Source organism: Brevundimonas sp. (assembly GCF_036402095.1).
Lineage (GTDB): Bacteria > Pseudomonadota > Alphaproteobacteria > Caulobacterales > Caulobacteraceae > Brevundimonas.
In genome coordinates this window covers 1-10,085 of the sequence record NZ_DASWTO010000207.1, presented here as the reverse complement: position 1 = coordinate 10,085, position 10,085 = coordinate 1, and the positions used below count along the sequence as shown (strand labels likewise).

The following is a 10,085-nucleotide window of genomic DNA, read 5'->3' as shown; positions in this document are numbered from 1 at the left end:
GAATACGCCAACGATCCGCGGCTGGACGCGGTGTGGTTCGCGCGGGGCGGATACGGCTCGTGCCGGATCGCCGAGGCGGTGCTGCCGCGACTGACCGACGTCGCGCGCAAGAAGCGGTATCTGGGCTATTCGGACGCGGGGACGTTGCTGGCGGGTCTGTACAAGGCGGGGTTCCCGCATGTGGCTCACGGGCCGATGGCCTCGGACGCGGTGCGCAGCGACGCGACGGCGTGGCGGGCGCTGAACTGGCTGAAGAGCGGCGACAAGGCGTCGTGGGAGCCGACGTTGCACGAGGATCCAAGGCCGGCCGTCGCCTTCAACCTGAGCATCCTCGACGCCCTGGTCGGCACAGCCATGGAGCCGGACCTGGGCGGCCATGTGCTGATGCTGGAGGACGTATCGGAGCCGCTCTACCGCGTCGACCGGATGATGTTCCACCTGACCGGCCAGGCCTCGATCCGCAAGGTGGCGGGCATCCGGCTGGGACGGGTCTCGGACATCGTCGAGAACGATCCGGATTTCGGCCTGACCCCTGAGGAGATCGTCCGCTACTGGTGCCAGCGGTCCGGCATTCCCTATCTGGGTCCCGCGGACATCGGTCACGACCGGGAAAACAAGGTCGTGCCCTTCGGGCCGCGATAGGGCGCGACAGCGGCGACGCTGGCGCCCGGCCCGCCGCCACGCCATGTTCACAAGGCATGAACCGCCGCACCCTGTTGATCCGCGCCGCAGCCCTGACCGCCGTCGTCGGCGGCGCCTGGTGGGCCCGCGAGACCCTGCTCTGGCCGGCGCCGGACCTGGCCTTCGGCGCTGGCGGGGCGACGCCGTGGTTGCCCTATGCGCGGCGCACCAACGTGCCGACGGTGCGGGCCCGCATCGGCGGGCGCGAGGTCATCGCCCTGATCGACACCGGCGCCCAGTATTCGGTGATCGACAGGCGGCTGGTCGAGGCGCTGCCGACGCAGCAACGATCGATCTTCGAGATGCCGCTGGTCGCCTACGGCGTCGGCGGCGGGACGCAGATGGGTCGGGGCACGACGGTCGAGGTGACGCTGCCGGGCCTGATCATCGGCGAGCTGAGGGCTGCGATCCTCGATCTGGGCCCGCTGGCCTCGGACGGCGGGCTGAACACGCCGCTGATCCTCGGGCGCGACGTGCTGGAGCATCTGGTGCTGGCGATCGATCCCGCCCGGCGGCACGTGCGGCTGATCGCGCGCGAGGCCTTCGTGCGTCCGCCGGACCTCGCTCCGGCGACGGTGCGGCGCTCGGGCGGCGGCCTGATCGCGCCGGTCACCGTCGAGGGGGTGGCGGTGGATGCGGTGGTCGACACGGGCGCCTCGTCGCTGCTGGCGCTGGACAAGTCGACAGCCCATGCCGCGGGTCTGCTGGACGGGCGGCGGCAGGAAACCGGGACCAGCCTCGTGCTCGGCGGCGCCATGCAGGCGGCCGTGCTGGAGGCGCGGACCGTGACCTTCGCCGATCACCTGTACCGGCGCGTGCAGGTCGGGGTGTTCGACCAGCCACCGCTGCCGAACTTCCCCGGCGCCCTGGTCGGCATGGAGGCCTTCGCCGGCCGCAGGGTGGCGCTCGATGTCGGGGCCGGCACGCTGCACGTCTCGCGGCCGCTGGATCTGACGGTGGGCAGATAGGGATCAGCACCCGGGCTCCCGGTCCCTGATCCCTGTCCTGCCTACAGCGCCGAGAAGGTGTCGCAGGCCGCGGGGTCGCCGGAATCGTAGCCGCGCCGCAGCCATTCCATACGCTGGGCGGAGGAGCCGTGGGTGAAGCCCTCGGGCACGACACGGCCGCCCTGACGGCGCTGCAGGGTGTCGTCGCCGATGGCCGAGGCGGTGCGCAGGCCTTCCTCCAGGTCGCCGGCCTCGAGCGCCACGGCGCCGTTGGAGACGGCGGAGGCGTTGCGCGCCCAGACGCCGGCGTAGCAGTCCGCCTGAAGCTCGAGGGCGACCGAATACTGGTTGGCCTCGGCCTGACCCGAGGCCCGCTGCTGGGCCCGCTGCACCTGTTGCGAGGTGCCCATCAGGGTCTGGACGTGGTGGCCGTATTCGTGGGCGATGACGTAGGCGCGGGCGAAGTCGGCGGCCGAGGCCCCGAGCTGGCTCTCCATCTGCCGCCAGAAGGACAGGTCAAGATATACGTGGCGGTCGGTGGGGCAGTAGAACGGGCCCATCGCGGCCTGGCCGAAGCCGCAACCGGTCGAGGTTCCCTGCTCGTACAGGGTGACGGTCGGCGGCTGATAGCCTTGCAGCTTCGTCTTCCAGACGTCGTCGACATTCGTGCCGATCACGTCGACGAAGGCGCCGGCCTGATCCGCGGGGCTGCCCTGCGTCCCCTGTTCGGCGCTGCCGACGCCGCCGAGCTGGCTGGTGATCTGCTGCGTGGTCTGCGGATCGATGCCGAAAACGAAATAGCCGATCGCGGCGAGGACGATGGCCCCGATGCCGCCGCCGGCGATCCCGGCGCCGCCCATGCCGCGCCGGTCGTCGATGTTGCCGCCGCGTCGTCCGCCCTGCCAGCGCATGATCCGTTCCCTCTTCCCTCAGACTGAAGCCAAGCAGGAACGCGGGCCTCAGCGAAGGGATGCAGGGGCGACAGGCCTCAGCGGGCGGAGCGGTCCAGCCAGGCGTCGATCTGGGCGACGCCGGCGGTGGTGTTCTGGCGCCGCCGCGTGGCCGACTCCCGCAGGGCGCGCTCTTCCTCCGGCGAGCGGAGAGCGCGATACGACGGGGGCTGCACCGGTTCCGGCTGGCGGGCGGCCTCGATCTCGAGCCGGGTCAGCCGGGCCTCGAGCTGAAGCTGGCGGGCGAAGGCCTCGCGCTGGTCGGCCTGGGCGCGCAGGCGGTCGATCTCATAGCGGTGCTGGTCGGCCTGGTAGACGTGCGGATCGACACCCGGCGCGCGGTAAGACAGCGCTGTCTGGGCTTGGGCCGAAGAGGCGGCGGCCAGGGCGGCGGCGACGAGCAGGAGGCGGGCGGCGGTCATGGCGTCAAGATGGGCCCCACGCGGCCGATCGCCAAGCGTGGCCGGCGCCTCACAGTCGGGAGAGCGTCCAGACGCGGGTGCGTTTGACGGCGGAGTCCTCCAGCTCGCGGGTGGTCGGGACTTCGTATTCGGCCAGCAGATCGAAACCCGACTTCGGGAAATAGGTCCGCAGCGGATCGCCGACGAGAACGCGGGTCCCCCGGGCGGCGGCCAGCGAGAGCCAGGCCAGCACCCGTTCGGCCATGGGCTTCTCATAGAAGACGTCGCCGGCGCAGAGCAGGTCGACGTCCGGCGGCGGGGCGTCCAGCAGGTCGGCGCCGGTGAAGGCGAGGGCGACCCCGTTGGCCTCGGCGTTGAGCGCCACGGCGGCGGCGCAGAACGGGTCGATGTCGGCGCACAGGGCCGAGGCCGCGCCGGCCTTCATCGCCGCGACCCCGACAAGGCCGGAGCCGGCGGCGAAGTCGAGCACGCGCCGGTCCGCGACCTCGCCCGGATGGTCGAGCAGCCAGCGGGCGAGGCCTTGACCGCCGGCCCAGGCGAAGGCCCAGAACGGGGGCGGCAGGCCCAGTTCGCCGAGTTCCTCCTCGGTCAGCCGCCAGATCGGCGTGACCTCGTCCGCAAGCCACAGCGAAACCTCGGGCGCGTGCGGCACGGGCTGAAGGCGGGTATTGGCGAGGATGAAGGCGGCGGGGTCGGCGATCGGCATCGCGCCACCCTTACAGGGTTCCGCCGCGTCGTGTGCGATCAGCGCGAGATGGCCGCGGCCGGTTCGAGGAAACCGAGGCGGCGCAGTTCGGCGATCGAGGCGGCGGCGGTCTTGTGGTGGATGAAGACGCCGCCTTCCTTCTCCCACAGGTGGCGGAACCTGTCGTTGTCGTCGACGAGGGCGTCGCCCGGGTGGCAGTGCTCGCGCTTGAGGGCGGCGGAGGTGGTGATGACCTCCACGCCCGGAAAGTGACGGGCGGCCCAGCGGCGCTTCTGCGGCTCGGCCCAGGCCCCACGCGGCAAGCCGGTCAGGATCACGGGGTCGCGGTGGCGGACGGCGGCGTACAGTTCCATGGCGTCCGGCATCAGGTCGAGCGAGGCGAAGAAGTCAGGGGTGGAGGCCAGCCGTGACCAGAAGGCCGGCAGGCCGTGGCGCTGCTCGAACTTTCGGGGTGGCATGCCGAGCACCGCCGTCGCCCCCTTGTCGAAGTCGGCGAGGACGCCGTCGCAGTCCAGATAGATGCGGGCTTCGGGCCGGGGCTCGCGCTTCATGGCGTCAGCTGGGATGGGGTTTGGAGGCGTCGCCGCCGGACTCGTTCGGCCCATCGTCGACGCCGCCGCCGGCGCCGAATTCGCGGCCGGGCGTGACGGAGTCGGCGGCGGGATCGCCGGCGCGCCATCCGCGCTCGTGCGATTCCCAATTGGGCGGGCGTCGGTCGAGGCCGCTGTCGCTGACCGGGTTGCGCCTCGGACCGCGGACGATCCGCTCCTCCGGCGGGATCCGGGTCGGCGTGGACTCGCGGCCGGGATCCTTGCCGGCGGCCTGGCTGCTGCGGACCGTCTCGTCTTCCCGCAACCGCCGGGTCGAGCGGTCGCCGCCGTGGGAGCCGCGGTGTTGATCCTCGCCCGGTGACGGTCTGGATTCGGAAGTGCCCATGGGAGTCTCCTTTCGCCCCCGACGCATCGTCAACCGGAGGCCGGAAGTGTGGTTCCCGCGCTCGCGGTCTTCAGCACCTCCAGATAGCCCCCGGCCACCACCATCCGCCCGCCCTCCGGCTTGCCGCGTACGGCCCGGTGCAGGGCCGGCAGCTTCCAGCAGGGGACGTGCATGAACAGGTGGTGTTCGGCGTGGAAATTGACCCAGTAGGGGGCGATGAAGGCGCGTTCCCACCACGCGGCGCGGGTGGTGCGCGCCGCCCGGAAGGCGTCGTCGGCCGAGCCCTCGACGCAGGCATGCTCGGCGATGTTGCGCAGGCGGGTGACCATCGGGAACCAGGTGGCGAGGGGCAGCAGCCACAGGGCGAACCAGGCCCACCAGACCCCGGCGAGGACGGCGACGGCGAGCAGGGCGGCGTTGACCAGCAGGAAGGGAGCGACGCTGCGGCCGGTGACAACGGCGCCTTCGGCCAGATCCTCGTCGCGGCGGGAGGCGAAGGCCTTGAAGGCGAACAGGACGCGCTGCTTGAAGAAGGTCTGGCCGGTCAGATCGCGGACGATCTTGCGGCGCAGCGAGGCCCGGGTGACCGGGAAGGGAGCGGAGAGGACCAGGTCCGGGTCCTCCGGCTGCTGGGCGTATTTGTGGTGGCTGAGGTGATAGGGGCGGTAGAGCGGCAGCGAGGCGCCGACCGGCACGGCGCACAGCCAGTGGCCGAGGACATCATTCAGCCGCGCGTTGGGCGACAGGCCCCCGTGGGCGGCCTCGTGCATCAGGATGGCGAGGCCGAGCTGCCGCGTGCCGATGACGGCGACGCACAGCGGGATCAGGATCGGCCACAGCACGCCGGCGACGACCGCCAGCCCGATAACGCCCCAGCAGTGCAGGACCAGCAAGGGGCCGACCCAGGCGCGGCGCGTCTGGAACGGAGCCCATTCGTCGGCGGTGAAGAGATCGGCGGGTCTGGCGCGGGGCGCGGGGGGCATGGGCGCAGGATACGCCCCGGACCGGTCGCCGGAAAGCGGGGCGGCGGGAGGGGAACGGGTGTCAGGCAGGGCTGACGAAAAGTCAGGTTGACATTACATATGGTTGATGTAAGGTAAGCATGACATCACGTCAGGAGGACTTGTCATGCTGGCCATTGCCAAAACCAACACCTCGGCCAACCGGCGGTACGTCGTACGCACCATGGCCTTCATGGGCGGCTATGTGGCGATCAACGTCGCCGCGATCTTCGGGGCCTTCGACGACATCGCCTCGCCGGTCGCGGCCTGGGGGCTGGCCCTGGCCGTATCGGCCCCGGTGATCGGGCAGATCTGGGCGACGCTGGCGCTGATGCGCGAGTCCGACGAATACGTGCGGGCGGTGACGGCCAAACAGTTCATCCTCGCGGCGGGCATGGCCATGGCCATCGCCAGCGTATGGGGCTTCGGCGAGAGCTACGCCGACGCCTACCACCTGCCCGGCTGGATTATCTATCCGCTGTTCTGGGCCTGTTTCGGACTGGCGGCGCCGTTCGTCAGGAGCAGCCGATGAAGAACCGGCTGAAACTGCTGCGCGTCGAGCGCGGCTGGACCCAGGAACAGCTGGGGCAGGCGCTGGGCGTGTCGCGGCAGGCGGTGAACGCGCTGGAGACCGAGAAGCACGACCCGTCGCTGGACCTCGCCTACCGCATCGCTGTGCTGTTCGCCCGGCCGGTGGAAGACGTCTTCGAGAACCCGCACGCCTGACGGCTTCGGGCTCCCCCTCGCAAGGATCACGACCATGATGTTCATGTCCCGCCACGGCGGCGGCCGGGTGCTGCGCGCCTTCGCCCTCGCCTCCGCCATCGCCCTGGCCGCCGGCGGACTCGCCCTGGCCGTTCGCGCCGAGGCCGCAACGGCTCCCGCGGTCCAGACCGCCTTCGCCTCGGACCGGTTGTCGGTCGAGGTGAGCGGCGCCGGCCCCGATGTCATCCTGATCCCCGGCTTCGCTTCGTCGCGGGAGGTGTGGCGGGCCGAGGCGAGCCGGCTGGCGGCGACGCACCGGGTGCATCTGGTCCAGCTGGCCGGGTTCGCGGGCGAGCCGTGGACACATGGCGACGGACCGTTCGTCGCCCCCGTGGTCGGCGAGCTGGCGCGCTATGTCCGCCAGGCCGGGCTGGAGCGGCCGGCGGTGATCGGCCATTCGATGGGCGGGCTGACCGGGGTGCTGCTGGCGCAGGGCCATCCGGAACTGGTCGGCAAGGTGATGAGCGTCGACAGCCTGCCCTTCTTCAGCGCCATGTTCGGAGCCCAGGCGACCGCGGAAAGCGCCCGGCCCTTCGCGGCCCAGGCGGCGGCTGGGATCCTGGCGGCGGACGAGGCCGGCTTCCGGGCGCAGCAGGCGCAGACGGCGATCGGCATGGCCCGCGATCCGGCGACGCGGGAGGCCATGGTCGCCTGGTCGATGGCCTCGGACCGGCGGGCGATGGCGGCGGCGATCCGCGAGGTCATGACCACCGACGCCCGGCCCGGGCTGGCGGACATGAGCACGCCGGTGTGGGCGATCTACGCCTCGGACGCCGACGGCGGCGCGCCCGCGGCGATGGCCGACGCCCTGTGGGCCCGGGAATACGCGGCCTTGCCGGGGGTCAGGCTGGTCCGGGTCGACGGCGCGCGGCACTTCATCATGGCCGACCAGCCGGCGCGGTTCGCCGAACTGGTCGATCAGTTCCTGGCGGATCAGGCCGCCGGCTCCGGCTCGAAGGCCGGGGTGACGTCGCCGGCCTTGAGCAGCTGACCGCCGAATTCGCCGGCGTAGGCGGTGGCCAGCAGCGAGCGGAACACGGTGGCGGGAATCGCGATCTCGTAGCCGCCCTCGGAATAGGGCCCGGCCTGATAGGGTCCGATCAGGAAGGTCAGGCCGGCCGCCTTGCCGGTCGCGTCGCCGGGCGCCAGCACGAAGGCGGTGGTCGCCGCGCGGGGGCAGGAGAACGGCTTGCTGTCGAAGGTGATCGAGGCCTCCGACGGCGCGCGCGCCCGCTTGGCGGTATTGAGCGCCGAGCACAGGGCCTGGTCGACGGCGGTCAGGTCCGCGCCCTTCCGGAACAGGTCCGCCAGGCCGATGGTGCGCTTGAGCGCCTTGTCCCAGAGGATGCCGCTGCTCAGGGTGTTGGGGTGGGCCCCGCCGGAATAGTCGAACGCCGTGCGCTTGAGGCTGAACAGCTTGCCGGTCTCGGCGGCGAGGGCGATGGCGACGACGTTCTCGTATTTCGGCCGGTCGGGATCGGCGCCCGCCTCGGTCAGCTCGCCCTGCGCCCCCTCGACGAACTGGCGCAGCTTGCGCACCTCCTCGGCGTAGAGGCGGGCGTGCAGGTCGGGCTGGCTCCTGAGCGCGTCAGGCAGGGTCAGTTTGACGTCGGCATAAGGGGTCCTGGACTCGTAGCCGGGAGGGGCGGCGGCGTCGGCCGGGGTGACCAGGGCGTTGGCGTCGGGCGTCGCCGCGGCCGGCGCGTTCGCAGGGTCCCGGTCGCGGTTGCAGGCGGCGAGGCTCGCGGCCACGGCGACGGACAGGAGCAGGAAGCGAAGTGGGCGGGCCATGCGGATGTCCTTCAAAGCGGAAGCTGAACCGAACCGAGAATGATGGCGACAAGCAGGATGAGGCCGGCGTCACGATTGGACCTGAAGAGCTTCAAGGCAAGGGCGGGGTCGTCGGGTCGGACGTCGCGGGCCTGGCGAAGCAGGTGGGCGGCCCATGGCAGCAGGGCGACGTAGAAGATGGGGCCGAGGCCGGCGGTCAGACCGGCGGCGACGGTCAGAACCACCGTGAGCCCATAGAAGACGGCGACGCCGCGGCGGACGCCGGCGCCGAGCCGGCGGGCCGAGGATTTGACCCCGACCATGGCGTCGTCCTCGATGTCCTGCAGGGCGTAGATGGTGTCGTAGCCGAGGGTCCAGAAGACGCCGCCGAGGTAGAGGAGGAGGGCGGGGGCGAAGAGCAGCCCCGGCAGGACGATCGCCACATTGGTGGTCTGGGTCTGGACGACGCCCGCGACGGTGAGGACAAGGCTGCCGCCCATGAGCGCGGCCGCATAGCCCATCAGGGCGCCCCAGTTGAAGGTCAGGCCGAGCCAGGCCTGGGGCCACCAGGTGATGCGCTTCATGAACGGATAGGCCGCGACGAGGGCGAGGGAGGCGACGCCGAGGACGACCGCGGCGGCGTTCAGCGTCAGCAGGATCAGCAGGCTGAGGAGGCTGCATCCGATGACGAAGGCCCAGGCCTGTTTCACCGAGATGCGGCCGGAGGGGATGGGCCGAAGGGCGGTGCGGGCCACCTGCGCGTCGATGTCGCGGTCCACGATGTCATTGAAGGCGCAGCCGGCGGCGCGCATCAGGCAGGCCCCGAGGGCGAAGCCGAGGAACAGCCAGGCGTCGTAGAGATCGGGCGTCGTGCGATACTGGCTGAGCGCCAGGGCGACGCCCTGCCAGCCGGGGAGGAGCAGCAGCCAGATGCCGATGGGCCGGTCGAAGCGGCCGAGCCTGAGCCACGGCTTGAGCCTCTCCGGCGCATGGCGATCCACCCAGTTCGATCCGGCGTCGGGCAGCGGGGCGGAAGTCATGGGAGAGGTGTAGCGGGTTTGGGCGGTCTCGCGAAGAATCCCCTTCTCCCCCCCGGGGGAGAAGGTGGCTCGCGGAGCGAGACGGATGAGGGGGATGGTTGAGGCAGGTCGTCCGCCAGCGAGTCCGGGACCGACCTACCCCTCATCCGAGCCCAAGGGGAGAAGGCGACCTGGTCAGGGCCTCCCTACCACGGCGTCGACGGAGTTGGTGGTGACGGGGTGGTAGCCGGGGCGGGCGGCGGCGTAGATGCGGCGGGCGAGGTCGCGGCCCCAGTCGCCTTCGGCCCACAGGCTGGTGAACAGCGGCAGGACGAATTTGCGCCGGCCCATGGTGGTGAGGAATTTCTCCAGCGTCGGCACGGCCGGCTGGTAGCGGTGCTGGACCGCGATCTGCAGCCACGAGAACACCACTTCGGCGTTGCCTTCGCCCCGCAGGTTCAGGGCCGCCTCGAGGTCGGCGAGCTGGGCGTCGGTCAGCCAGTCGGCCCCGGGGCGCAGGCCGTCGGGGCGCCAGGCGAGGAAGCGCTGGCGCTCCTGGGTCGACCAGCCCGCCCACGGAATGGCCGAGGCCGGGCCCCTGTCGGCGAAGAAGGCGCGGGCGGCGGCGTCGACGGGGACGAAGGCGGTCGAGACCGGCGGCTGCCAGTTGGACGGCATGCCGGGCTGGTAGATCCAGGCGTCCATCATCAGCTGCTGTTCCAGCTCGGGCGTGGTGACCAGATGGGCGCGGATATCCTCGAGGAAGCGTTCGGTGGTCATCGGCCGGAAGGCGTTGCGCTCGAAATAGCCGGTCAGCCAGGCGTCGAAGCGCTCGCGGCCGACGACGCGTTCGATGGTGCGCAGGAAGGCGGCGCCCTTCTCATAGGC

14 protein-coding genes are annotated in these 10,085 nt (G+C 71.4%); 5 read left to right on the top strand and 9 right to left on the bottom strand.

Annotated features, from left to right (window positions below):
- Nucleotides 1-642: LD-carboxypeptidase (locus VGD32_RS13790; RefSeq protein WP_331032455.1), on the top strand; the 642-nt coding region annotated here is incomplete at its 5' end.
- A gap of 56 nt (nucleotides 643-698) precedes the next feature.
- The gene (locus tag VGD32_RS13785; RefSeq protein WP_331032454.1) at nucleotides 699-1,649 is read left to right on the top strand and encodes a retropepsin-like aspartic protease; all 951 of its coding nucleotides are present in this window, start codon (nucleotides 699-701) and stop codon (nucleotides 1,647-1,649) included.
- A 41-nt stretch (nucleotides 1,650-1,690) separates the two neighbouring features.
- Here the strand turns inward: VGD32_RS13785 and ypfJ are convergent, their stop codons facing one another.
- The 6 genes from ypfJ to VGD32_RS13755 form a co-directional block, all read right to left on the bottom strand.
- Nucleotides 1,691-2,539 carry a KPN_02809 family neutral zinc metallopeptidase gene (ypfJ, locus tag VGD32_RS13780; protein WP_331032453.1) on the bottom strand — a complete coding sequence of 283 codons (849 nt, stop codon included), beginning with the start codon at nucleotides 2,537-2,539 and terminating at the stop codon, nucleotides 1,691-1,693.
- Nucleotides 2,540-2,616: 77 nt separating this feature from the next.
- The gene (locus VGD32_RS13775) at nucleotides 2,617-3,000 is read right to left on the bottom strand and encodes a hypothetical protein (RefSeq protein WP_331032452.1); all 384 of its coding nucleotides are present in this window, start codon (nucleotides 2,998-3,000) and stop codon (nucleotides 2,617-2,619) included.
- Between the two features lie 49 nt (nucleotides 3,001-3,049).
- On the bottom strand, nucleotides 3,050-3,706 hold the full coding sequence (locus tag VGD32_RS13770; RefSeq protein WP_331032451.1) for a methyltransferase: 657 nt from the start codon (nucleotides 3,704-3,706) through the stop codon (nucleotides 3,050-3,052).
- A 38-nt stretch (nucleotides 3,707-3,744) separates the two neighbouring features.
- Nucleotides 3,745-4,257 carry a hypothetical protein gene (locus VGD32_RS13765; RefSeq protein ID WP_331032450.1) on the bottom strand — a complete coding sequence of 171 codons (513 nt, stop codon included), beginning with the start codon at nucleotides 4,255-4,257 and terminating at the stop codon, nucleotides 3,745-3,747.
- 4 nt (nucleotides 4,258-4,261) lie between these two features.
- Complete coding sequence (locus tag VGD32_RS13760; protein ID WP_331032449.1) at nucleotides 4,262-4,642, bottom strand: hypothetical protein; 381 nt, start codon at nucleotides 4,640-4,642, stop codon at nucleotides 4,262-4,264.
- Between the two features lie 29 nt (nucleotides 4,643-4,671).
- Nucleotides 4,672-5,625, bottom strand: coding sequence for a fatty acid desaturase family protein (locus VGD32_RS13755; protein ID WP_331032448.1), 954 nt, complete (start codon nucleotides 5,623-5,625; stop codon nucleotides 4,672-4,674).
- Between the two features lie 145 nt (nucleotides 5,626-5,770).
- Here VGD32_RS13755 and VGD32_RS13750 point away from each other — a divergent pair, with 145 nt between their 5' ends.
- The 3 genes from VGD32_RS13750 to VGD32_RS13740 are packed head-to-tail and all read left to right on the top strand — an operon-like array spanning nucleotide 5,771 to nucleotide 7,399.
- The gene (locus tag VGD32_RS13750; protein WP_331032447.1) at nucleotides 5,771-6,175 is read left to right on the top strand and encodes a hypothetical protein; all 405 of its coding nucleotides are present in this window, start codon (nucleotides 5,771-5,773) and stop codon (nucleotides 6,173-6,175) included.
- Nucleotides 6,172-6,369: a helix-turn-helix transcriptional regulator gene (locus tag VGD32_RS13745; RefSeq protein ID WP_324776506.1), complete on the top strand. Its 198-nt coding sequence runs from the start codon at nucleotides 6,172-6,174 to the stop codon at nucleotides 6,367-6,369. Before VGD32_RS13750 ends, VGD32_RS13745 begins: the two co-directional genes overlap by 4 nt.
- A 34-nt stretch (nucleotides 6,370-6,403) precedes the next feature.
- Nucleotides 6,404-7,399 carry an alpha/beta hydrolase gene (locus VGD32_RS13740; RefSeq protein WP_331032446.1) on the top strand — a complete coding sequence of 332 codons (996 nt, stop codon included), beginning with the start codon at nucleotides 6,404-6,406 and terminating at the stop codon, nucleotides 7,397-7,399.
- Here the strand turns inward: VGD32_RS13740 and VGD32_RS13735 are convergent.
- The 3 genes from VGD32_RS13735 to VGD32_RS13725 form a co-directional block, all read right to left on the bottom strand.
- The gene (locus VGD32_RS13735) at nucleotides 7,342-8,199 is read right to left on the bottom strand and encodes a DUF3298 domain-containing protein (protein ID WP_331032445.1); all 858 of its coding nucleotides are present in this window, start codon (nucleotides 8,197-8,199) and stop codon (nucleotides 7,342-7,344) included. The genes VGD32_RS13740 and VGD32_RS13735 overlap by 58 nt on opposite strands.
- Before the next feature lie 11 nt (nucleotides 8,200-8,210).
- Nucleotides 8,211-9,218 carry a UbiA family prenyltransferase gene (locus tag VGD32_RS13730; protein ID WP_331032444.1) on the bottom strand — a complete coding sequence of 336 codons (1,008 nt, stop codon included), beginning with the start codon at nucleotides 9,216-9,218 and terminating at the stop codon, nucleotides 8,211-8,213.
- Between the two features lie 174 nt (nucleotides 9,219-9,392).
- A partial coding sequence (locus VGD32_RS13725; protein ID WP_331032443.1) for a leukotriene A4 hydrolase C-terminal domain-containing protein occupies nucleotides 9,393-10,085 on the bottom strand: 693 nt, incomplete at its 5' end.